Source organism: Gillisella vitis, from assembly GCF_001541345.2.
Taxonomy (GTDB): Bacteria; Pseudomonadota; Alphaproteobacteria; order Rhizobiales; family Rhizobiaceae; genus Allorhizobium; species Allorhizobium vitis.
Map to the genome: position 1 here is coordinate 372,495 of NZ_LMVL02000004.1, position 22,497 is coordinate 394,991.

Consider the following 22,497-nt stretch of genomic DNA (forward strand, 5'->3'; position numbering starts at 1 on the left):
CATAACCAACCGGAAACTAAAATAAATATGCTTTTTAAAGCGCTCTTGAAAAATAAGCGATGTGTTCAACTTTAGACCATAACCTGGCCACATCACCTCGACGCTTTCGTCCGCGTGATCTGCTCCTCCCGATATCACTTTCTGCGGACGACAACTATGAAGCTCAGCATATCCTCCACGGTGATCATTTCCGGCGTGATCCTTGCCGTCGGAGTCGTCATCACACTCGCGACCGCCATGCAGACCCTCCAGCGGCTGAAGGTCAACGGACCGATCTATCAGCAGATCGTCGACAGCAAGGACCTGATCGCCGATATCCTGCCGCCGCCGCTGTATCTGGTCGAGGCTTATTCCCTGACCAATGAGGCAGCCCTTCAGCCGGATATGGCCGCTATCAATGTCGAGCGCCTGAAACTGCTGAAAAGCCAGTATCAGGAACGCCGGGACTATTGGAAAGGCACAACCCTGCCTGATGCTCTGCGCAGCAAGTTGCAGCAGGATGTTCTGGTGAAGGGCGATGCCTTTTGGGCGCAAATGGATCAAGCGGTCATTCCGGCCCTGAGCGGCACTGATCCGGCCAAGCTGACGGCCGCCCTCAATGAATTGAAGGAGCGGTTTCACATCCATGAGGCCGCCGTTAATCAGTTGGTCGATATGGGAAATACCTATGGTAAGCTACGGGAAACCGAAGCCGCCACGGAGACCGCATCGCGCGAAACCGTCAGCTATGCGCTCGGAAGCGCGCTGATCCTCCTCAGCCTCGCCTCGATTGTCATTGTTCAACGCCGCGCCCTGTCACCGCTGCGCCATATGACCACGGCCATGACCGCCATGGCCCATGGCAACCTCGATACACCTCCTCCCTACGGCACCCGCACCGATGAAATCGGCGAGATCGCCCATGCCCTGTCGATCTTTCGCGATGCCGGGCTGGAAAAACGCCGCCTGGAGCAAGAGGCCGATGCCAGCCGCGCCAGCACGGAAGAGCAGCGCCGGCAGCGCGAGGCCGAGCGTGCCGCCGAGGCGCAAGCCCTGCGCCGCGTGGTCGAAGAACTTGGCGACGGTCTGCATCGGTTGGCCGAATGCAACATGCGCACCACGCTCGACACACCGTTCGATGCCCGTTTCGACGTGCTTCGCAGCGATTTCAACGACTCCATCCTGACGCTTCAGACCACTCTGAAGCAGGTTCTCGACGAGACCGGTTATCTGCAAACCAATAGCCGCGAGATGCGGGACGCCGCCGACAGCCTGGCCAAGCGCACCGAGCAACAGGCCGCCGCCCTTGAAGAAACCGCCGCGGCTCTCGAAGAGGTCGCCTCGACCGTGAAGGCCTCGACCACAAGAACCCGCGAAACCCGCAGCCTGGTGAGAGATGCTCGTGACTGCACGACGGCCTCCAATGTGGTGGTGAACAATGCCATTACCGCCATGCAGCGGATTGAAACCGTCTCCGGTGAAATCGGCACGATCATCGGGGTGATCGATGAGATCGCCTTCCAGACCAATCTCCTGGCGCTGAACGCCGGTGTGGAAGCCGCTCGCGCCGGGGAAGCTGGTAAGGGCTTTGCGGTGGTTGCCCAGGAAGTGCGCGAACTGGCCCAGCGCTCGGCGGGCGCTGCCAAGCAGATCAAATCGCTGGTGGATCGTTCCAGCACGGAAGTGGCAAGCGGCGTGAAACTGGTGGGAACTGCGGGCGATGCCCTGACCCAGATTGGCGGCTTTGTCACCAAAATCGATGATAATATCGATGCGATCGCCAAGGCCGCCGAAGAACAGGCAATCGGCCTCCAGCAGATCAGCAGTTCGGTTAACAGCCTCGACCATATGACCCAGCAGAATGCCGCCATGGTCGAAGAAACCAATGCCATCAGCCAGACACTGGCCGACGGTGCCATCTCTCTTGTAACCCTCGTCAACCGCTTCCAGCTACCGGCCACGCCCGTGGCTCGGGCAGCGTGAGGGCAAAACGCGCATTCTTGCGTGAGTGCAGCCAAATGAGAGATCGAAACGGACAATGGCGACCACGAGAGTCGCCATTGTCCAGTCTCTTCGCCCGTCGTTCAGAAACGGTACGTCACACCGGCGCCGATCAGCCATGGATCAAGCTTGGCCGTGCCCTTGACCTTGGAGCCGCCAACGGTCGCTTCGAAATCCGGACGCAGATAGTATTTCTTGACGTCGAAGTTAACGCCCCACTTGTCGTTGATCATGTAGTCGAAACCGACCTGTACTGCGGCACCGAAGGTGTTCTTGACATCGAGCTTGGTGGCGGAGCCGGTCGCCGACTGATTGTAGAACATCGTATAGTTGACGCCCGCGCCGATATAGGGCTGGAACTTGCCGAAATCGGTGAAGTGATATTGCAGCGTCACCGTTGGCGGCAGGATCCAGACCTTGCCGAGCTTGCCCAAGCTACCGATCGAGCCCCCGGCATTGACGTTCGCTGAAGTCGTGCCGAGAATGAGTTCGGCAGCGATGTTGCGATTGAAGAAATAACTGAAATCCACTTCCGGCGTGACGCTGTTGCTATAGGACAGGTCGGAACCGCCAATACCATCCACCGAGCCGCCATCATTGGGCACTACGGCCAGCGCACGGGCACGAACCTGCCAGGGGCTGTAGGGCGTCAGCAGCGATTCGGCTTGCGGAGCGCTTGCCGCCGCCGTCAAATCCGCCGCTGAGGCCATCGGCGTTGCCAAAGACAGCGATGCGACAGCAAGGGGCGCAAGCGCTATCAAGCCAAGGGTGCGGTTCGTTGACATGTCGTCTCTCCTTTATCAATTGGTCAGCAGGTCCCCCTGCCGCATTGCAATCGATTATCGGTGACCGGGCATCACCGTCCTTGAGACAAATCAAGAAAACACAACCTTGCGAAACACCGCCGATATTCAAGTATGGAGTGTGGCTTCCATGCATCATGTTTTTGATTCCTATCAATTTCCTTTGGAGCAAGACCATCCTTCGACCAAGCCGAAAGAGGTTGCTCACGTGCTCGCGCACAACCGGAATAGGAAGGGGTATTTCTCATCGATGCCTCCTATCACCCACTTGTGAGTGGCCGGGCGGCAATTGGAGCGAGACACGTCATTTTCCGTCACGGAACTGTTAAAAACGCTTCCTATCGTCTTGCCACTCCGCCGATGTTAGCTTCCCCTCCGCGGATCCTCGTAAAGGATATGGTCATGCCCCTTCACCCTCGGCATCTAAACATGTGTGCCGGTTCAATTCTCATGTCTGCGTCTCTCTGTCTCACCCCCACCGCCTCGGCGGCGGCTGAGGTCAACACCGCAACGCCGATCAAGCATCTGGTGGTGATCTTCCAGGAAAACGTCGCCTTCGACCATTATTTCGCGACCTATCCGCAAGCTGCCAATGTCGAGGGTGAGCCTGCCTTTACCGCCGCGCCGCAGACGCCTGCGGATATCGATACGCTGGCCCATGCCGGTCTGCTGGAGGACAATCCCAACAAGACCAATCCGGGCAATGGCCCCGATGCCACCGCCCCGTTCCGTCTCGATCGCACCCAGGCCGCCACCAATTCGCAGAACCATGGTTATACCGCCGAACAGGCCGCCTATGACAATTTCGCCATGGACCTGTTTCCCGCCAATACCGGGCGCGGCACCAAGGGCGCGGCTGGCGCCTTTGGCACCAAAGGCCAGGTCATGGGCTATTATGACGGCAATACCGTTACGGCGCTGTGGAACTACGCACAGAATTTTGCCTTGAACGACCGGTCATTCTCCACCAATTTCGGCCCCTCCACCCCCGGCGCCATCAACCTCGTGTCCGGCCAGACCAATGGCGTGACCCTGCCGCCCGGCTACACGCTGGAAAAGGACGGCACCTATGCCAAGGGCGAAGTCGTGCCTGATGGCAATGGCGGCTGGACGATGATTTCCGATCTCGACCCCACCGGTGATGTCTGCTCGAAAGGCCAGACAGCCCTGATGACCGGACGCAATATCGGCGACCTCCTGAACGACAAGGGCCTGACCTGGGGCTTTTTCGAGGGCGGCTTCGATCTGACACTCAACAATCCCAATGGCACGACCGGATGCAAGCGCACGACGACATCGGCAATCACCAAGGTCGATGAAGTCGATTACATTCCCCACCACCAACCCTTCCAATATTATCCCTCGACCGCCAATCCCCAGCATATCCGCCCGAGTTCGGTTGCCGCCATCGGCACCAGCCAGGACGGCGGCGCCAACCACCAGTATGACATCAATGATTTCTATGCGGTGTTGAGCAACGGCACTCTGCCCGCCGTCAGTTTCCTGAAGGCGCCCGCCTATCAGGACGGTCATGCCGGCTATTCCGACCCGCTCGACGAGCAGGAATTCGTTGCCAATGTCGTCAACAAACTTCAGCAATCGCCGGAGTGGAAAGATACCGCTATCGTATTGCTTTATGACGATTCCGACGGCTGGTACGACCACGCCCATAACGTCGTCAATCCGTCCAGCATTCCGGTCAAAGGCTATGACGTGCTGAACGGCACGGCCTGCGGCACCGGAACGCCCTTACCCGGCATCAATGGCCAGCCCGTCCAGGGCCGTTGCGGCTATGGCACGCGCCAGCCATTGCTGGTGATCTCGCCTTATGCCAAGCAAAACTATGTCGACCACACCCTGACTGACCAGACCTCGGTCATGCGGTTTATCGAGGATAACTGGATGGCTGGGCAAAGGCTGGGCGGCGGCTCCTTCGATGCCATCGCCGGGTCGCTGAATGGCATGTTCGATTGGTCCCATGCCCGCAGCGATACGCTTATCGTCGATCCGAAGACCGGCCTGAAAAGCTAGTGAATCGGGCCGAAAAGTGGGAAACCGAGAGCGGCAGTTCATGGCATTGTTTGACGAAAAATCCCGCCTGCCGCTGCTGGCGCTCGCCCTGTTGAGCCTGAGCTTTGCAGGCTTAGGCAGGGCGGCCCAGACATTGTCGGAAAACCCCACACGGGGCCAAACCGGCGCACCCGTCCAGCTCAGCGCCGTGGCACAATTGGGCAGGGCGTTGTTTTTCGACCAGAGCCTGTCAGGCAGCGGCAAAATGTCCTGTGCGACGTGCCATGATCCGGCCCATCATTACGCTCCGGCCAACACGCAGGCGGTGCAGATGGGCGGACCCGATCTCAACCTTCCGGGCATCCGCCCCGTGCCGAGCCTTGCCTACAAGATCGCCACGCCTGCTTTCTCGGTTGGAGCTGAAAATGCCGCCGAGGAAGCGCAGGAAGCCTCGCCGATGGCCGAAGCTTCCGGCACGGCACTTGCCGCGCAAACTGCGATGATCGCCGGGCCGGTCGCTGGCCAACCTCTCGTCAAAGCCGTGGCCGCCGCCGACAATGCCGTTCCCCAGGGTGGCATGTTCTGGGATGGGCGCGCCGACAGTCTGGAAGACCAGGCGTTGGGGCCGCTTTTGTCGCCGTTTGAAATGGCCAATAGCGATGCGGAGGCACTCTATGACAAAATCAAAGCCGAATATGGCGCCAAGCTCACGGCCCTGTTCGGAAGACAGATCACCGAGGACCAATCCATGGCCTTGTCGGAAATCGGCTTTGCATTGGCCCGCTATCAGGTGGAAGAGCCGTCCTTCCATTCCTATTCCAGCAAATACGATGCCTATCTGCGCGGACAGGCGCAGCTCACCCCGGCTGAACAGCGTGGGCTCGCCTTGTTCGATGATCCGAAAAAGGGCAATTGCGCCTCCTGCCACCTGGATAAGAGCGGCGGCGATGGGCAGATGCCAGCCTTTACCGATTATGAATTCGAGGCGCTCGGCGTGCCGCGCAATCCTGATATTCCCGCCAATGCCGACCGGCTCTATTTCGATCTCGGCATTTGCGGGCCAATGCGCCATGACGAATTTTCCGCCCAGCCGCAAAATTGCGGGTTGTTCAAGACTCCCACCCTGCGCAATGTCGCTGAGCGCGGCGTCTATTTCCACAATGGCGTTTATCGCACACTGGAGGAGGCCACTCGCTTTTATGTGGCCCGGGACACCGATCCGGCCAGCATCTATCCGAAAAATCCGGATGGCAGCATCGACAAATTCAACGACATGCCGGAAGCCTATAGAGGCAATATCGATGTGATCGATGCGCCCATGGACCGCAAGCCCGGCCAACCGCCCGCATTGAACGAGACCGAAATTGGCGATGTCGTGGCTTTTCTGAAAACACTGACGGATGGATGGGGTGCGCAGCAACGCTAGGCCGCCGCTCTATATTGCTGCGCACCATCCTCGGTCTGACTGGGACCGAGGACGTATTTCAAAAACTGCTTATGCCGCCTTGCGACGGGCCGGTGCGGTCAGCTTGCGTCCGGAAGCTGAGATCATGCCGACAGCGCCGTCCAGCCAGCCGTGGATCAGTTCCAGCCCGAGGAAACGATCGCGGGCAAAGGGGCCCGGCATGACAAGATGCATGGTTTTCGCGGCAAAGAAGCCGAAGCGCTCGTAATAAGCGGCATCGCCGACCAGCAGCACGGCACCATGACCACGGGTCTTGGCTTCCATCAGGGCGGCGCGCATCAGCTGCGAGCCAACGCCCTTGCCTTCATGCGCGGCATCGACGGCCAACGGCCCGAGCAGCAGGGCATCGATAACCTGGCCTTCAGCGTTGACGCCAGCCTCGATATTCCACAAGCGCACGGTGCCGATTACATGGCCCTTGCGGTCACGCGCCACCAGCGCCAGCCCTTCGGCAGGCACACGGCCACGGCGGATCTTTTCAGACGACTTCGTGCGGCGATCCGGCCCCATGGCACGGTCCAGCAACGCCTCGCGCGCCACGACATCGGCGGGGGTTTCAGCATCGATCTTGAAAGCGGGCTGCGCAAAAAAAGCGCGCACGGTGTTGATAACAGCGGTCATGGCGACCTCCTGTGCAAAAGAGCGTAAATGGTGAGAGAGCAATCCTGCCGGGCTATTCAGCCGGCAGGCGCACGATCAGATCACATAGGCTTTCAGCGGTTCGAAACCGTTGAAGGCCACCGCCGAATAGGTGGTGGTATAGGCGCCGGTACCTTCAATCAGCACATCATCGCCGATGGTCAGCGACAGCGGCAGCGGATACATGTTCTTTTCATACATGACATCAGCGCTATCGCAGGTCGGGCCAGCCAACACGCAAGGCTCCATTTCGTCGCCGTCATGGGCCGTGCGGATCGGGTAACGGATCGCTTCGTCCATGGTTTCCGCCAGACCGCCGAACTTGCCGATGTCAAGGAACACCCAGCGATGGGCGTCATTGTCGGACTTCTTCGAGATCAGCACCACTTCCGCCTTGATCACACCGGCATTACCAACCATGCCGCGACCGGGCTCAATGATGGTCTGCGGAATGTTGTTGCCGAAATGCTTCTTCAGCGAGGCGTTGATGGCCTGGCCATAGGCTTCGGCAGACGGAATGTCGCGCAGGTACTTGGTCGGAAAACCACCGCCCATGTTGACCATTTGCAGGTAGATGCCCTGCTTGGCCAGCTGTGCGAACACCCGCTTGGCATCGCCCAGCGCTGCATCCCAGGCATCGACCTTGGTCATCTGCGAGCCGACATGGAAGGACACGCCGAAGCTTTCCAGGCCATGCTGGTGGGCATAGACCAGAACGTCGACGGCCATCTGCGGCACGCAGCCGAACTTGCGCGACAAAGGCCATTCGGCGCCTTCGCCATCGGTCAGGACGCGGCAGAATACGCGAGCGCCGGGAGCGGCGCGGGCGATCTTTTCGACTTCCTCATGGCTATCGACGGCAAACAGGTTGATGCCGAGCGCGTGCGCCTTGGCAATATCCCGTTCCTTCTTGATGGTATTGCCAAACGAAATCCGCTGGGCGGTCGCACCGGCAGCAAGCGCCATTTCGATTTCGGCCACGGAGGCGCAATCGAAGTTGGAGCCGAGCGATGCGAGCAGCGACAGGATTGCCGGCTCCGGGTTTGCCTTGACGGCATAGTAGATGGCGCTGTCTGGCAGGGCGTGGCGGAATGCGCCATAATTATCGCGCACGACATCAAGATCCACGACGAGGCAAGGGCCTTCAGGACGCTGGGTGTTGATGAAGTCGAGGATGCGAGCGGTGGTCATGGCGATCCCTTCCATAGTACAAAGGTTACCGGAACCCAAAGAGTTCCGGATGGACAAAGTGCGCCGAGACCTCGCTCGAAACCAGTCGGTGGAGACACTGGTACCGTACAAACACTCTAACGCGGGCGATGGATCAACGCCCTCTTGCCTGAGAGCATCAATCCGCTTTGTCTGCCATGGATTGGTTGGGGAACCCGACCGCACTTCCGGCAATGATGGTGTGCCTCTTCAGTGACCCCGGCTGATGGAAAGCCGGCAGAGACTAGAAAGGCCCGCACCGTCGTTGCTTCAAGGTGTCCTCGCATTTCCCGGTTGGCCGGGATAACGACTGGAGGGGTTAATTCCAGGTACCTTACCGATTTCCTCACCACATCGAGGATCGGCGGACACCCACAGGCACGTGCGACTTTGGGCAAGACGGAGATAAGAAAACTCGCCGTCATAATCAAGCGGTTTTTGCAAGCCCGCTTCATTTTTTATGTGTTTTATTATTGAACGAAGTGGGACTATTGTTCACCCCACATACAAACAATCCTGAGAGGCTCTCTTGGACACCTTAACCCGCATCCGCGCCTTCATCGATGTCGTTGAAGCGGAAGGCTTTTCTGCTGCCGCCCGCAAGACCGGGCGCTCCAAGGCGCTGCTGTCTAAATATGTCCGCGAGCTGGAGGACGAATTGGGGGCACTGCTTCTCAATCGCACCACACGGCAGTTTTCCATGACTGAGGCCGGTCACACCTATTATCGCAGCGCCGCCGACATTCTGAAAGAGATCGACAATCTGGCCGATCTGGTGCGCGAGAACAATGTCGGCATCAGCGGCAAGATTCGCATCACCGTGCCACGCAGCTTCACCGATGCCGAAGTCGGCCAATCGCTGATCGATTTTGCCCTGCAACATCCCGATCTTTCCATCGAGATCGTTGCCGAAGACCGGTTCGTTGACCTGATCGAGGAAGGCTTCGACTTAGCCATCCGCGTCACCAAACTGGAGGATTCAGGGATGATTGCCCGCAAGCTGGCGGATTTCAGGAGTTATGCCTGCGCCAGCCCGGTTTTTCTGGAGAAATATGGTCCCCTCACCCATCCGCAGGATCTGTCCAAGGTGCCGGTGTTGATCGATACCAATACCCGGGGACACAACAGCCTGCGCCTGCGCCAGCCGGATGGCGAGGCCTTTACCGTCAATATTTCCGGGCCGCTGGAGGTCAATAGTCCCCAGACCACGCTGCGCGGCGCGCTTTCGGGTCTCGGCATCGCCCTCCTGCCGGATTTCGTCGCCCGCAGACATATCGAAAGCGGCGCACTGATTTCGATCTTTGAGGATTACATGCCCTCCGGCAGCGGGATCTATGCGGTCTACCCGCATCGCCGCTACCTGCCCGCCAAGGTCCGAGCGCTCGTGGACTTCATGCACAATTGGTTCAAACGCAACGGCACATGCCAGCCCAAACAAGGGACGCCGCCTTCGGAGTGACGGCAGGCAGGCGCCAGTTTCATAAAGCGCCGCCCTCTTCACTTTTGCGAGGCAAAAGTCAGCGGCCCTATTTCTGTCCTATTGCTTGGCCACCACAGACCATGAATATAGACGTCATGCGTCCATGCGACGCCGACAATGCAGCGTGCGCTATCGGTTTCATCATGGCCCGCTGTCGCACTCAATATATGCAGCGGTTAGGGCGCAGATGAACATAGCAAGGCCTCTTCTTCTCGCCGGTTTTCTTGTCGCAGGGTTTCTGGGCCTTTCGGCGCCCTCGGCCTTTGCCCATCCGCATGTCTTCGTCCAGGCCCGGCTGGAAGTGGTGGCGGGAGCGGACAATACCATCAAGGAATTGCGCAATACCTGGCGCTTCGACGAGGTGTTTTCCTCCAGCGTCATGCTGGATTTCGACAAGAACGGCGACCTGAAACTCGACCATAGCGAGTTGCAGGATATCGCCAACACCATCCGCAGTTCGCTGGGCGACTATGGCTATTTCACCTTCATCAGCGCCAGCGGCGCAACCATCAACGTCGCCAAGCCGCAGGTGTTCAACGCCGACTATAAAGACAATCAATTGCTGGTGTTCTTTATCGTCAAGCCGGAAAAGCCCATGCCGATCAAAGGCAATCTCAGCTTCGGCGTTCACGACCCGACCCTTTATACCGCCATCGACTTCAAGCAGGACAGCGACATCGTTGAGACCGGCGACGCGCTGAAGAAATGCAAGCGCACCGTAGTCCGGCCCAATCCCGATGACGTGATCAAGCAGAATCAAGCTAGCCTGACCGAAGCCTTTTTCAACGATCCGACCGGCACCGACATGGGCAAGCTGTTTGCAACAAGGCTCGATCTGGCATGCTGACGCATCGACGAGTTTCAAGGACCGCTCTCCTTATCGCCGTCGCCCTTGCCGTGGCGCTTCCCGCCACATTCTCCGCCACACTGGCCCATGCAGGCTCGCCGCTTGGCATCGGCACCGCCGAACCGTCCTTTCAGATGGACGGGCCGCTGGCCGGGGTGATGCTGTGGATCAATACCCATCAGCAGGCTTTCTACCGAGCGCTGACCGAGGCGCTGCGCGGCATGCGCGATGATCCCCACCAGCTCTGGGTATTGATCGGCCTGTCCTTCGCTTACGGCGTGTTTCATGCCGCAGGCCCCGGCCACGGCAAGGCAGTGATCTCGTCCTATATGGTCGCCAACGAGCTGGAGCTGAAGCGCGGCATCGCCATTTCCATCGCCTCATCGATTTTGCAGGCCATCGTCGCCATCGTCACGGTCGGCGTCATGTTTCTCGCCCTGCGCGGCAGCGGCATCACGCTGACGCGGGCAACCGACGCCATGGAAGCCGCCAGTTTCGCGCTGGTCGTCGCCTTCGGCGTCTGGCTGCTGGTGCGCAAGCTAAGCGAGATTTTCCGGCATCGCCAGCCTATGCCGGTCCTGGCATTTTCTGGAGGGAGTACGGGCGAGATCCCATCGGACGGCGTGACAGCGGGCCTGTTCGATACGCCGCAGCCAGCTGGCACAAAATCCGCACCTCTTAAAGCAACTGGCCTGCGCTTCCAGGCCGATGCAGCCGATAGCGACCGTCATGTACCCCGTGAGGGTGAAATCTGCGTGGATTGCGGCCGCAGCCATCTTCCGTCGCCAGCCATGGTCGGCGCCGAACATTTCAGCGTCAAGGAAGCCTGGTCAGCGATTGTCGCCGTTGGCCTTCGTCCCTGTTCCGGCGCGCTGCTGGTCATGACCTTCGCGATGCTGAACCAACTCTATCTCGGTGGCATTCTATCGGTCTTTGCCATGGCGGCGGGAACCGCAATCACCGTTTCGGCGCTTGCCATCGCTGCCGTCGGCGCGAAGGGCCTCGCGGTGCGGCTGGCAGGCCAGGGCTCCCATACCGCTTACCGCGTCGGCCTTGCCATCGAGATCGGCGGCGCCTTGTTCATCATCCTGGTCGGAAGCCTGCTGCTGGCCGCCTCCTTGCAAGGCTATCACCTGTCATCCGGGTGACGCCGCTGATAGCGGGCCCGGAGCCAGAAGATCAGGAAGAACGACAGTAGCACCAAAGAGCCAACGGCAGCCGCCAGAAGCGGCGAAAACTGCCCGATCCACAGGACCAGATTGGGCAGGAACACCATGGCCAATCCGAAGCCGAGAATGATCAGACCAGCGGCAACAGCCGAATTTTTATCATGCGGGCTCATATCGCATTCCTCAGAGCGGCGCGAATATCCTCAAGCCGCTGTTTCTGATGGCCGTCAGCATCGAAATTGTCAGGATCAAGCCAGGCCTCGAACCCGGCTTTGACGAGGGGCCAATCGGCATCGATGATCGAGAACCAGGCGGTATCGCGGTTCTTACCCTTGGAAATCATATGCTGGCGAAACACGCCCTCGAAGGTGAAACCGTAGCGGCGCGCCGTGATCTTGCTCGGCTCGTTGTCATTATGGCATTTCCACTCGTAGCGCCGGTAGCCGAGATCCTCGAACACATGTCTGGCCAGCAGATAATGCGCCTCGGTCGATAGGGCAGAGCGTTTCATTGCCGGGCCATGCGCAACCGAGCCAACCTCGACCACGCCGTTTTTCGGATCGGGCCGCATCAGGCTGGCCATGCCGACAATCATGTCATCGGCCTTGGAGCGGAAAATATGGGTGATCAGGCTGCCGCTGGCATTGGCGTCCTCCAGCCAGTCGCCGAAGACCTCGACACCGGAAAAATCATCATTGGGAAAATAGCGCAGCGCCTGATTGACGGCATCGCCGCCGCCAAGTCCGGTCCACAGGTCAGACAGATGCTGGTCACGGACAAAGGGTTCGACCAGTAAATACCGGCCTTCAAGCCGCACTGGCGCTGGTGCTGCAACGCGATAGGTCTTCAGATCCTGCATGATGCCCCCTGTTCGTCTCACGTCAGGATTATGCCAGCAGGCCCGTGAAGGCAACGGCGATTTCCGCCGTTGCTTTTGTTGAGCGCCGGTCTCAGCCAGCCGACGTCTCGACCTTGGCCGCAGCCACCGTCGCCTCGATATGGTCGATCAACCCATCAGCAAGGCCGAGGCGTCCGGCCAGCAGGTCGAGATAGCCACGCTCGGCGCGGGTATCGGGATCGATGGTCAACCGCGAGGCCGTATAGAGTTCGACCTTCTGTTCTTCGGTGCGAGCGGCAGCCACCAGCGCATCGAGATCGGTCGGATTGTCCAGCTCTGCGCGAATAAAGGCCTCCGCCTCATCGCCGAGATCCTCGACATGCAGTTTTTCCATGATATTGGCGCGCTCGCCTGCGTCGATATGGCCATCGGCCTTCGCTGCTGCGATCATTGCCTTGATCAGGGTGAGCGCGAAATCATTGCTGAGCGAGGTTGCCGGATCAAAGCCGGAATTTTCCGGTGGAGCGGGCAGTTCCGGCAGGGCGCGCAGCTCTTCCGGGGCCTTGCCGGATTGGTAATTGCGATAGGCGCGGTAGCCGAGACCGGCCACCAGCGCCAGGCCGCCGACTTTCAGCGCGCCTCCGGCCAGCGACCGTCCGGTCTTGGTGCCGAGCAGCACGGACACAAGCGCACCGGTTTTCCAGGGATTGGACTTAGCATAACTTGCGGCGTCATCACCCCTCTTGCGAACAGAGCCGCCGATACCTGGGATCTGCGATCCCAGAAACTGCGTGAGGAGCTTTTTGGCGTCGATCATTCTCTTCTCCCTAATATTTCAGGTAAGCAAGAGATAGGAACGCCCGCGCCCTTTCCCAAGGCGCAGGCGTCAAATTACGACATATACCGCTATTCGCAGCTTAACCCTTCAGCGCGCAGGCCTCAACGGCAAGCTTGGTAATGCCTGCCCAATCGCCCGCAGCAACCAGTTCTTTCGGCGCTACCCAGGAGCCGCCAACGCAGACCACGTTTGGCAGCGACAGATAATCCCTGGCATTTTTCAGCGAAATGCCGCCTGTCGGGCAAAACAGTGTGCCGGCCAGCGGCGAAGACAGCGACTTCAGATAGGCCGCCCCACCCGCCTGTTCGGCGGGGAAGAATTTCAGAACCTCATAGCCCTTTTCGCGCAGGGTCATCACTTCGCTGGCCGTGGCCGCGCCCGGCAGCAGCGGCACATCGGAACCAGCGGCAGCCGCCAGCAATTCCGGCGTGGTGCCGGGGCTGACGATAAACTGCGACCCGGCTTTCAGCGCAGCTTCGAAATGAGCGGGATTGAGAATGGTGCCAGCACCGGCCACGGCACCCTCGACTTCGGCGGCCACCCGGGAAATCGCTTCCAGTGCGGCTGGCGTGCGCATGGTGATTTCGATGGCTTTCAGCCCGCCCGCGACAAGCGCCCGTGCCAGCGACACGGCGGTTTCGACATCGTCGATGATCAGCACGGGAACAACTGGCTGAAGCTTGAGCACCGCCAACAATCTGTCCGTCTTCGCAGTCATGAACATACCTTTCAAACGATTAGATATTCCTGATTAGCGCGTGAAAACCGCCCTGTCGAGGCAAATGCGCGCAGCAGGAATGGAAGGATTGATGGAACTATTGTCAAACCGTCGCCATACTATAGAGTGAAATCGATTTTAACGTGACGGAAAGCAGCCATGGCAAAGGAAATCGAAAGAAAATTCCTGGTCCGCACAGACACCTGGCGTCAGCATGTCAGCAAATCCAGCCGTTTTCAGCAGGGTTATATTCTCTCGGGAGCAGATCGTTCCGTGCGTATCCGCATCCGCGACGGGGCCGATGCGCTGCTGACCATCAAGATTGGTCATGTTGGCCTCAGCCGCGATGAATTCGAATATGAAATCCCGCTCGCCGACGGGTTGGAAATGATCGACAAAGCCCAGGGCAACGTCATCGAAAAAACCCGTTATAACGTCGAATATGGCGGTTATCTCTGGGAAGTCGACGTCTTCGCCGGTGCCCATGACGGGCTTGTGGTGGCCGAGGTCGAGCTGGAAAACGACTGCGAGGACCCGCCGCTGCCGCCTTGGGTCGGTCGGGAAGTGACCGGCGACGGACGCTATTCCAATCAATGGCTGGCGAGTTCGACACCATCGACGGAAAGGCGCAATGGCCTATCGCTTAAGGCCTGACCTGAAGACAGGCACCGCCATTGCCGAGATGCTGGGCGCGCTTTTGCAGGCTGCCGCAACCGATCTCGACGGCGGCGCTGATGCCCCACCCGCCGAACGGGATCGCGCTGTCCATGTGGCGCGCCGCAAACTGAAACGTGCCAGAGCCCTCTATCGGTTGATCGCACCGGCCATTTCCGACCTGCGTCTCCGGGAGAACCGCCGGTTGGGCGACATTGCCCGCAGTCTGTCTCCGCTTCGCGATGCTGCCGCATTGCTTGAAAGTGTCGAGGCGCTTCAGGAAGCAACCCTGAGCGATGAAGAAGCTCATGCCCTGCAACAGGCGTGGTCCGTCCTGTCCGACCGCCATGAACGGCTGGCAGCCAATCTGGAGGCGAGCCAGAGCGCATTGATGCGCGACGCGGCAGATGGTTGTCGTGAGGCGGCAGAGGTCGCCATGGGGATTGAGTTCAATGACCGGCCCGCCAAGGTCGCCCGGATATTTGCCAGGGCCTGGAGCAGGACTTTCAAACGCGCTGAATCCGCCATGGCCGCCTGCCACGATGCCAGCGAGGCGGAAAGCTACCATGAACTGCGCAAGGCCACCCAAACCTATTGGATGCATCTGTCCTTGCTGCGCGATCTCTGGCCAAGCGCCATGGAGATGAAACGCGCCGCCGCCAAACAATTGGCCGATCTGCTGGGCCATGAAAACGATCTCTCGGTGCTGACATCCGTTCTGGATGAAGACTCACGTCTGTTTGCTGGCGGCGAGACATTTTCTCATCTACTCGCCATCATCATCCGCCAGCAGCAAGCCCTGCGTCGGCAAGCACTTGAGGCCGCAGATGCGCTGTTTGCCGACGGCCCCGACCTGGAACCAGCCGTTATCGAGGCGCTGTGGTTGCTTCGGGCTAGCATCCAGAATCAAGTATGACCCTCGTTATAAGATCGGGCCGGAACACCGAGATCTGATCGTAGTTTCTCAATCCTCATGGAAAAAACAGTAGGGTCATTCAGCGCCCGCGCCAAGACAAGTCCGCCCTGTATGCCGGCAAGGATTTCGTGACTGCGTTGGCCCGCCTCTGTCTCAGTAAAGCCCGTCTTGACAAAGGCATCCCTCAACACGCTGTTCCAGCGACGAAAATAACCGCTGATGGCCGCCGAAAATTCATCCCGACTGGAATCAAGTGCCATCAATCCGATAAGACACACCCGACGGCCAGACTGGAAATAGGCATTGACAGTGTCCAGCATCGCTTCAATGGCAACAAACGAAACATCTGCCATCTCCAGCGGCGCAAACACTCTTTCTTCAAACCAGCAGGAAATGTGCGCGAGCACCGCCTCGGCCATTTCCACCTTTCCGCCAGGAAAGAAGTGATAAAGACTTCCTTTGCCGACGCCAGTGCAGGCTGTGATGATGGACAAACTGGTTCCGGCGTAACCGTGGTCACGAAACACTTCCGCAATCATCGGCACCACATCGGCCCGTTCTAGCTGGATTTTCATAAAGATTTCCTCAATCGGATTTGCGCATCGGATAAGCTTGCCCGTGACTGCGATGAAACAGCACGGCGCAAGCGATCAACAACAGCGATCCCAGCGCAACCGGCATGAACAGAAATTGCCAGCTCGCATGAGCTGCAAAGACCACTATCGGATCAGCCCCCGCCGGCGGATGGGTAATCCGTAAAAGCGCCATCACGGAAATTGCGCCGCCCACCGCTAACGCCACTGCCCACCAGATATCGGGCAGCAAGGTGGCGCAAAGCAACCCAACCAAGGCCGAAGCCAGATGGCCAAAAAATACATTCATTGGCTGGGACAATGGACTGTTTGGCAGAGAAAACAGCAACACACAACTAGCGCCAAACGGGGCCATCATAAGCGCATAACCCGTGTGCGTTGTTAAAAAACTGAGAATGCCAATCGCCAAGCAACCACCAAAGCCTGCCAACAGCGCTTTGGTGAAACTGGAAAACGGCTGATGCCTGTGAAAATAATGCCGCACGCCGCTCTTCCTGTACTTATGAGTTTTATGTGTACCGTTAGGTACAAAATTCGAATGACATTGTCAATGAGGCTGCATTCGTTGATCCTTTCCGCGCGCCTCCCGCTTCTTCGCGACGTTCTCCATCACGAGTGCTTGCAGATGTCGAGTTTGACCGCGTCTTCAACCCACCAGCATGACTTGACGAAACTCAAAGCGCGATACGCCTGCTGAAATTCGTTGATTCCCGGCGGCATTGGCAGTATTTCGCAGGCCATGACAGACGATCTTCAAAATCCTCGCCATGAAGAGGGCGGCGCATTCTGTGTGGCCGCGCTCTATCATTTTGCGTCCTTCGCGCGGTTCGAAAGCTTTCGCGAGCCGCTCGATGCGCTCTGCAAGGCGCAAGGCGTCAAGGGCACCTTGCTGCTGGCCCATGAGGGCATCAATGGCACGATTGCCGGCACGGATGCGGGCATTGCCACGGTGCTGGCCTATTTGCGCGCCCAGCCGGAATTTGCCAGCCTCGAGCACAAGGAAAGCCGGGCGTCGAAAATGCCGTTCGTGCGCATGAAGGTGAAGCTGAAAAAAGAGATCGTCACCATGGGGGTCGAGGATATCGACCCCAACAAGATCGTCGGCACCTATGTCGATCCCAAGGACTGGAACGCGCTGATTTCCGATCCTGATACCATCGTCATCGACACCCGCAACGATTACGAGACCGCGATCGGCATTTTCCGGGGTGCGGTCGATCCCAATACCAAGACGTTCCGCGAATTTCCCGATTGGGTGAAGAACAATCCCGGCCTGCACAACAAGCCGAAAATCGCCATGTATTGCACCGGCGGCATTCGCTGCGAAAAGGCCACGGCCTTCATGAAGCAACAAGGCTTCGAAGAGGTCTACCACCTGAAGGGCGGCATCCTGAAATATCTGGAAAACGTTCCGGAAGAACAAAGCCTGTGGGACGGCGCCTGTTTCGTGTTCGACGAGCGCGTTTCGGTGACCCACGGATTGAAGGAGGGCGACCACCAGCTCTGCCACGCCTGCCGCAACCCGATCACGCCGGAAGAACTGACCTCGCCCTATTACGAGGCTGGCGTGTCCTGCAGCCATTGCTATGAGACCCGCACTGAAGAAGACCGGGATCGCTACCGACAACGCCAGAAGCAGATTGCGCTGGCCAAGCAACGCGGCGAACGGCATATCGGCGGCTGATCCGGGATCTGTGAGGCGGCGCTCGCCCCCACTCACCCGGGTCTCAGGCCCCAGCCGGGTCTCAGGACTGTCACGACAAGACGGCAAGATCCGGTGGGTCAAACCGCTCAAACGCGGGGCGGGCAAGAAGATAGCCCTGAACATAGGGTACGCCCATATCCTTCAGCACATCCAGCTCTTGTTGGGTTTCCACCCCCTCACACAAAGGAAGAATGCCGAACTCCGTCAACATCGCCAGCGTATGGCGCAACACGATCCGCTTGGCCCGATCCTGATCGATACCGCGCACCAACTCCATGTCCAGCTTGACGATATCGGGCTGAAATTTCGCCAGAAGCGTCAGCCCGGCATGGCCAGCCCCAAAGTCATCAATTGCTGTCTTGAAGCCAATGCTGCGATAGGTTTTCAGAATGTTGAGCAAATGATCGGTATCGATCCGCTCATTTTCGGTAAATTCAAACAGGATTCGATCCAGGGGAAAGCCGACCCGTTCCGCTGTGTTCAGCGTCAGGCGAATACAGGCGCGCGGCTCGTAAACGGCATCGGGCATAAAATTAATGGACAGCTTTGCCGTCGAGGTCTCCGGTAGCAAGGCCGCCGCCAGTTCAATGGCCTTAACCCGGCAGCTCTGATCAAAAGCATAGCGATTGTCCGTGTTGACACCAGCCATAACCGTGGCCGCACCAGCGCCGTCCGTGCCACGCACCAGCGCCTCATACCCAAACACAGCGCTAGTGCGGACATCAACAATTGGCTGAAATGCCATGGAAAACGGAACACTGAAAGCCGCCCCGTCTCGGCAACCCGCACATGACGTCATCCAAATCTCCCGTTTAAAATTCGACCCAGTTCTATCCTGAAATTTTTAAAAATTCACTTCAGCTAAAAAACTCGGAAAATACGGCAGGGATGAGGGCGCGGCGACACCAAACGCTATTTCCGATGCTGTTTCTTGATCGTGTCGATTTCGTACATTAACGCCCGGAAGGCGATAATCGCCTCGTTGTCGGCAAGTTTTTCATCCAAGACCAGGGGTTCAAGCTGTTCGATCACCACGCGGAGCGCGTCTTCAATGCGACCAAGCTGCTTGCCGTAGCTGGCCACATTCATCAATATATCCTTCTCGGCCTCTGGATTGGTCGAGGGGCCGACATCAATATTGAACGTGACCAGACTGGCCTGCCCGACCTGGGTCGGACTATAGACCCAGGTCCATGGATTGATCGCCTGCGTGACATTGCCTGAAAGCGGCAGCTGTACCCGTCCCATATGCATTCCCCCTTTTGATAACCGCAACCTGAGAGGGAAGCTTGACGTGTTGCGGCGCAATAAGCAAGAGCACGGCCACGCAACAACGCGGGGCCAGAAACGAGGGGGCAGAATGGCCTCATTCGGCGCTGTGGTTACCCTTCGGCAATTCGGCTGCCAGCGCGCTATACCACTTGCCGCTGTTCTTCAGCGTGCGAACCTGCGTGTCGTAATCGACATGCACGAGGCCAAACCGCATACGGTAGCCTTCGGCCCATTCAAAATTGTCCATCAGGCTCCAAGCGAAATAGCCCTTCATGGGGATGCCCTCGGCAATCAGGTCGGCCACCACGCCCAGATGTTCGGCGTAATAATCCAGCCGGGGCTGGTCATCCACCTCACCATCAACCGACTCCATATTATAGCAGGCACCGTTTTCAGTGATGTAGCAGACCGGCAGCGTGTAACGGTCGTAAAGCCCTTCCACCAGGGACTTCAACGCAGGAGCATAGACTTCCCAGCCGATATCGGTCTTGACGGTCGAGACTGGCGGCGCGTCCATCGTGGCGGGGAACTCGGCCCCCTCAGCCGGATTGTCGGCAACCCGCATCGGCGTGTAATAATTCAGGCCCCACCAGTCGAGTTTCTGGGAGATGATCTCCAGATCGCCGTTCTCGATGACAGGCATGCGGTCGCCAAGCGAGGCCATGAATTCTGCCGGATATTCGCCCTTGAAGACCGGATCGAAGAAAGCGCCATTGTGAAACTGATGGGCGCGTTCAGCGGCGGCCTGATCAGCCGCACTGTCTGAGCCGGGGATGACCGAATGGGCGTTCAGTACCAGACCCGCAGGCACCTGGGGTGCGACCTGCCGGATGGCATCAATGCCAAGCCCATGGGCGAGATTGGTATAGTGCAGAGCATGCAGGGCCGCATCCATATTCCGCTCGCCCGGCGCATGCACACCGTAAAGATGACTAAGCCAGACCGAGCACCACGGCTCATTGAAGGTCGCCACGGCATCCAGCCTGTCGCCCAGCCGCGCCATCACCAGCTTGGCATAGCGCTGGAAGGCATAGGCCGTAGAGCGCGCCGTCCAGCCGCCATCGCCCATCAGGGCCAGCGGCAGATCCCAATGATAGAGCGTCGCGTAGGCCTTGATGCCGCGATCCTTCAACCCATCGACCAGCTTGTCGTAAAAATCCAGCCCCGCCTCATTCACCCGGCCCGTGCCTTCAGGAATAATGCGCGGCCAGGCAATGGAAAAGCGATAGGCGGAAACGCCCATCTCCTGGATCAGGTCGAGATCCTGTTCCCAGCGATTGTAATGATCACAGGCCATATCGCCGTTATGCCGCTCGAACACCCGCCCCGGCATATTGGCAAACGCATCCCAGATGCAGGGCTTGCGCCCATCCGCCTTGGTGGCCCCTTCAATCTGGTAGGCGGCAGTAGCCACACCAAACAGGAAATCGCCGAGGAAGCGGGCGGCAAGGGCTTTCGGGTCTGTCATTGGAAACCTTTCGGCACTTAAGCGTGAATAAACAAGACGTATTCAGGTCTTAACGCAGTTGCGCCTGGAACGCCACGGACGAAATATAACACATCATACCAACTAATTATGTTGTACCATAAAATGAAAAATGCTACTTAAGGGTGTATTGATACTGGGGGATACATTTATGAAAACAGCTCTTATTCATTTTCTCTGCGCGGCGACAATCAGCATGGCGCTACCCGTCACCGCCAACAGCGCCACTCTCGTCTACACCGAGAACCAAACCACGATAAGTTATAGCGTTAACTGGACATCAGGCATGACCGTTGAACAAGCCATGCAAACGGCTGGTCCTGACTACGTCACAGGATGGTCGCATCAATATAGCGGCAACTCCCTGCTGATGGTTCTCGCCACCGGCACGTTTCCGGCCACGCCATCAACCACCGATGGCAAGCTGGGCACACCCTATTGGTTGCTCTGCGTCGACAGTAAACCGGCCAGCACAGGCATGACCCAGCAAACCATTCCAAGCTCAACCTCCGAAGTGAAATGGATTTGGACGTCCAAATACAAATGCCAATAGGTTGACCCGGCTGCGCCGCACTTCAACGGATTGAAGAATGCCAGGGGCCGCTTCCACGGCCCTTGGCATTCGATTCATACCCTCACCCAAGCCCCGTTCTGCTTCGACGACTGAATACACGCCGTCACAAAGGCCACGCCCTTTACACCATCATCAACAGTTGGATAAACGACCGCCGGATCAACCGCCGCACCCGTTCGCGCGGCAAGAATAGCCTGGGCGGCTTCGGAATAGATGGTCGCAAAAGCTTCGAGATAGCCTTCGGGATGGCCGCCGGGAATGCGGGTGACGCGGGCAGCTGCCCCACCGGCCCCAGCACCGCCGCGAGTGATCAGCTGTTTTGGCTCGCCAAGCTTGGTGTACCACAGATAGTTGGGATCTGCTTGCGTCCACTCGATCCCGGCCTTGGTGCCGTAGATGCGCACTTTCAGACCGTTTTCATTGCCGGTTGCCACCTGGCTGCACCACAGCAAGCCTTTGGCGCCGCCTTGGAAACGCAGCATCACATGGGCATTGTCATCCAGCCTGCGGCCTTCGACAAAGGTATGCACATCGGCGGCGAGTTCCTCCAGTTCCAGCCCGGAAATGAAGCTGCCGAGGTTGTAGGCGTGGGTGCCGATGTCGCCGGTCGAACCGCCGACGCCCGATTGGGCCGGATCGGTGCGCCAGACGGCTTGTTTGGCGCCGGTCTGCTCGACGGGTTCCGCCAGCCAATCCTGCGGATATTCCATCTGTACCAGCCGGATCTCTCCCAATTCGCCATTTTGCACCAGTTCACGGGCATGACGCACCATGGGATAGCCGGTATAATTGTGGGTGAGGATAAACAGGGCCTTGGCCTTGTCGGCGACCTCTTTCAGCTTTTTCGCATCCTCCAGATTAGAGGTCAGCGGCTTGTCGCAGATCACATGAATTCCGCGTTCCAGAAAGGCTTTCGCCGCCGGGTAATGCATGTGATTGGGCGTGACGATAGACACCGCCTCAATCCCATCAGGGCGCGCGGCCTCTTTCTCTGCCATTTCTTCAAACGATCCATAGCAGCGGGTAGGATCGAGCCCCAGATCCCGGCCAGAGGCCAGGGATTTTTCCGGCGTCGAGGATAAAGCCCCTGCCACCAGATCATAATGGTCGTCCAACCTTGCCGCCATGCGGTGGACAGCGCCGATAAACGCGCCCTGCCCGCCGCCAACCATGCCGAGGCGGATTTTGGACGCGCGTTGCTCGGATTTGCTTGCTTCGATGGTCATTGGAATTTCCTCCTCAAGATTCGTAGAACGCGGGGCACCCCCCTCTGTCACTCCCGTGACATCTCCCCCTCAAGG

Annotated in this window: 23 protein-coding genes; 10 read left to right on the top strand and 13 right to left on the bottom strand. The window is 58.5% G+C overall.

Annotated elements, in window-relative coordinates:
• Positions 1-156: 156 nt before the first annotated feature.
• On the top strand, positions 157-1,962 hold the full coding sequence (locus ASB66_RS16465) for a methyl-accepting chemotaxis protein (protein ID WP_060718306.1): 1,806 nt from the start codon (positions 157-159) through the stop codon (positions 1,960-1,962).
• A 101-nt stretch (positions 1,963-2,063) separates the two neighbouring features.
• Here the strand turns inward: ASB66_RS16465 and ASB66_RS16470 are convergent, their stop codons facing one another.
• A complete protein-coding gene (locus ASB66_RS16470; RefSeq protein WP_060718307.1) occupies positions 2,064-2,765 on the bottom strand; it encodes an OmpW/AlkL family protein in 702 nt (233 codons plus the stop codon).
• Positions 2,766-3,233: 468 nt separating this feature from the next.
• Here ASB66_RS16470 and ASB66_RS16475 point away from each other — a divergent pair, with 468 nt between their 5' ends.
• Both ASB66_RS16475 and ASB66_RS16480 read left to right on the top strand, forming a co-directional pair.
• A complete protein-coding gene (locus ASB66_RS16475) occupies positions 3,234-4,814 on the top strand; it encodes a phospholipase C (RefSeq protein ID WP_234613010.1) in 1,581 nt (526 codons plus the stop codon).
• Between the two features lie 40 nt (positions 4,815-4,854).
• Positions 4,855-6,219: a cytochrome-c peroxidase gene (locus ASB66_RS16480; protein ID WP_060718309.1), complete on the top strand. Its 1,365-nt coding sequence runs from the start codon at positions 4,855-4,857 to the stop codon at positions 6,217-6,219.
• Between the two features lie 69 nt (positions 6,220-6,288).
• On the opposite strand, the gene ASB66_RS16485 is transcribed toward ASB66_RS16480, so the two are convergent.
• The gene (locus tag ASB66_RS16485; protein ID WP_060718310.1) at positions 6,289-6,879 is read right to left on the bottom strand and encodes a GNAT family N-acetyltransferase; all 591 of its coding nucleotides are present in this window, start codon (positions 6,877-6,879) and stop codon (positions 6,289-6,291) included.
• Between the two features lie 75 nt (positions 6,880-6,954).
• Positions 6,955-8,088, bottom strand: a complete 1,134-nt coding sequence (gene odc2 / locus ASB66_RS16490; RefSeq protein WP_015917152.1) for an ornithine/lysine decarboxylase — start codon at positions 8,086-8,088, stop codon at positions 6,955-6,957.
• 547 nt (positions 8,089-8,635) lie between these two features.
• Here odc2 and ASB66_RS16495 point away from each other — a divergent pair.
• The 3 genes from ASB66_RS16495 to ASB66_RS16505 all read left to right on the top strand — a co-directional run bounded on the left by ASB66_RS16495 (position 8,636) and on the right by ASB66_RS16505 (position 11,581).
• Positions 8,636-9,565 (top strand): LysR family transcriptional regulator, encoded by a 930-nt coding sequence (locus tag ASB66_RS16495; protein ID WP_015917153.1) that lies wholly within the window; start codon positions 8,636-8,638, stop codon positions 9,563-9,565.
• Positions 9,566-9,773: 208 nt separating this feature from the next.
• On the top strand, positions 9,774-10,433 hold the full coding sequence (locus ASB66_RS16500) for a DUF1007 family protein (protein ID WP_060718311.1): 660 nt from the start codon (positions 9,774-9,776) through the stop codon (positions 10,431-10,433).
• Entirely contained in the window at positions 10,427-11,581 is a 1,155-nt protein-coding gene (locus ASB66_RS16505) for a nickel/cobalt transporter (RefSeq protein WP_060718312.1), read from the top strand. The genes ASB66_RS16500 and ASB66_RS16505 overlap by 7 nt, the downstream gene beginning before the upstream one ends.
• On the opposite strand, the gene ASB66_RS16510 is transcribed toward ASB66_RS16505, so the two are convergent.
• The 4 genes from ASB66_RS16510 to ASB66_RS16525 all read right to left on the bottom strand — a co-directional run bounded on the left by ASB66_RS16510 (position 11,563) and on the right by ASB66_RS16525 (position 13,996).
• Positions 11,563-11,775 carry a hypothetical protein gene (locus tag ASB66_RS16510; protein ID WP_060718313.1) on the bottom strand — a complete coding sequence of 71 codons (213 nt, stop codon included), beginning with the start codon at positions 11,773-11,775 and terminating at the stop codon, positions 11,563-11,565. The genes ASB66_RS16505 and ASB66_RS16510 overlap by 19 nt on opposite strands.
• Positions 11,772-12,461: a GNAT family N-acetyltransferase gene (locus ASB66_RS16515; RefSeq protein ID WP_060718314.1), complete on the bottom strand. Its 690-nt coding sequence runs from the start codon at positions 12,459-12,461 to the stop codon at positions 11,772-11,774. Before ASB66_RS16515 ends, ASB66_RS16510 begins: the two co-directional genes overlap by 4 nt.
• Positions 12,462-12,552: 91 nt before the next feature.
• Positions 12,553-13,257, bottom strand: coding sequence for a tellurite resistance TerB family protein (locus tag ASB66_RS16520; protein ID WP_060718315.1), 705 nt, complete (start codon positions 13,255-13,257; stop codon positions 12,553-12,555).
• A gap of 100 nt (positions 13,258-13,357) precedes the next feature.
• Entirely contained in the window at positions 13,358-13,996 is a 639-nt protein-coding gene (locus ASB66_RS16525) for a 2-dehydro-3-deoxy-phosphogluconate aldolase (RefSeq protein WP_060718316.1), read from the bottom strand.
• A 159-nt stretch (positions 13,997-14,155) separates the two neighbouring features.
• Between ASB66_RS16525 and ASB66_RS16530 the strand changes: the two genes are divergently transcribed.
• Positions 14,156-14,650: a CYTH domain-containing protein gene (locus tag ASB66_RS16530; protein ID WP_060718317.1), complete on the top strand. Its 495-nt coding sequence runs from the start codon at positions 14,156-14,158 to the stop codon at positions 14,648-14,650.
• Positions 14,628-15,566 (top strand): CHAD domain-containing protein, encoded by a 939-nt coding sequence (locus tag ASB66_RS16535; protein WP_114386735.1) that lies wholly within the window; start codon positions 14,628-14,630, stop codon positions 15,564-15,566. The genes ASB66_RS16530 and ASB66_RS16535 overlap by 23 nt, the downstream gene beginning before the upstream one ends.
• On the opposite strand, the gene ASB66_RS16540 is transcribed toward ASB66_RS16535, so the two are convergent.
• A complete protein-coding gene (locus tag ASB66_RS16540) occupies positions 15,557-16,141 on the bottom strand; it encodes a TetR/AcrR family transcriptional regulator (RefSeq protein ID WP_060718319.1) in 585 nt (194 codons plus the stop codon). The two genes, ASB66_RS16535 and ASB66_RS16540, sit on opposite strands and share 10 nt — an antisense overlap.
• A 10-nt stretch (positions 16,142-16,151) precedes the next feature.
• Positions 16,152-16,643, bottom strand: coding sequence for an HPP family protein (locus ASB66_RS16545; RefSeq protein ID WP_060718320.1), 492 nt, complete (start codon positions 16,641-16,643; stop codon positions 16,152-16,154).
• Between the two features lie 255 nt (positions 16,644-16,898).
• Here ASB66_RS16545 and trhO point away from each other — a divergent pair, with 255 nt between their 5' ends.
• The gene (gene trhO / locus ASB66_RS16555; protein WP_060718498.1) at positions 16,899-17,843 is read left to right on the top strand and encodes an oxygen-dependent tRNA uridine(34) hydroxylase TrhO; all 945 of its coding nucleotides are present in this window, start codon (positions 16,899-16,901) and stop codon (positions 17,841-17,843) included.
• 70 nt (positions 17,844-17,913) lie between these two features.
• On the opposite strand, the gene ASB66_RS16560 is transcribed toward trhO, so the two are convergent.
• From ASB66_RS16560 to ASB66_RS16570, 3 genes are all read right to left on the bottom strand, one after another.
• Positions 17,914-18,663 (bottom strand): EAL domain-containing protein, encoded by a 750-nt coding sequence (locus ASB66_RS16560; RefSeq protein ID WP_060718322.1) that lies wholly within the window; start codon positions 18,661-18,663, stop codon positions 17,914-17,916.
• A gap of 113 nt (positions 18,664-18,776) precedes the next feature.
• Complete coding sequence (locus ASB66_RS16565; protein WP_060718499.1) at positions 18,777-19,112, bottom strand: hypothetical protein; 336 nt, start codon at positions 19,110-19,112, stop codon at positions 18,777-18,779.
• Between the two features lie 118 nt (positions 19,113-19,230).
• Complete coding sequence (locus ASB66_RS16570; RefSeq protein WP_060718323.1) at positions 19,231-20,604, bottom strand: GH1 family beta-glucosidase; 1,374 nt, start codon at positions 20,602-20,604, stop codon at positions 19,231-19,233.
• A gap of 169 nt (positions 20,605-20,773) precedes the next feature.
• On the opposite strand from ASB66_RS16570, the gene ASB66_RS16575 reads away from it, so the two are divergent.
• Complete coding sequence (locus ASB66_RS16575; protein ID WP_060718324.1) at positions 20,774-21,175, top strand: hypothetical protein; 402 nt, start codon at positions 20,774-20,776, stop codon at positions 21,173-21,175.
• Between the two features lie 74 nt (positions 21,176-21,249).
• Here the strand turns inward: ASB66_RS16575 and ASB66_RS16580 are convergent, their stop codons facing one another.
• Complete coding sequence (locus tag ASB66_RS16580) at positions 21,250-22,422, bottom strand: Gfo/Idh/MocA family protein (protein WP_060718325.1); 1,173 nt, start codon at positions 22,420-22,422, stop codon at positions 21,250-21,252.
• Between the last annotated feature and the right edge of the window lie 75 nt (positions 22,423-22,497).